The 397-nt window shown below is 66.2% G+C and carries 1 protein-coding gene; it reads right to left on the reverse strand.

The genetic code is table 11. The features are described 5' to 3' along the window. Nucleotides 1-7 precede the first annotated feature (7 nt). Nucleotides 8-397 (reverse strand): substrate-binding domain-containing protein (locus tag FH08_RS0134080; RefSeq protein WP_035568019.1); only part of this gene is annotated, 390 nt, incomplete at its 5' end.

A 397-nucleotide genomic window follows, 5' to 3' on the forward strand; every position in this document is an offset into this window, starting at 1 on the left:
TCGCAGATCAGCGCGAAGTTGATGCGCGAACGATCAACTCGCCCGGCAAAAGGCAGTCTCGCGCCGTGGCCTGAACGCCTTCGATGCGCTCGTGCAGGAATTCGACCGCGCGGTAGCCGATTTCGTAGGTCGGCTGGCGGATCGTCGTGATGCCGGTGAGTTCGGCCCAGTCGGGGTCGTCGATGGAAACGAGCGCCGCGCGGGTTTGCCAGTCGGCCCCGTAACGGGATTTCAGATGCAGCGCGACGCACAGCGCCACGGGCGCGTTGGCCGCGAACAGTGCGATGCGGCGGTGAGCTGGAGGAGAACTTCCGCTGTCAGCCGCGGCTGAATCGATCGCGCGATCCAGCTCGGCGAGACTGCGCGCGGTTTCCCCGGCATCCGCCAGATCCAGCAC

The sequence above is a fragment of the Caballeronia sordidicola genome, from assembly GCF_000729995.1.
Taxonomy (GTDB): domain Bacteria; phylum Pseudomonadota; class Gammaproteobacteria; order Burkholderiales; family Burkholderiaceae; genus Caballeronia; species Caballeronia sordidicola_A.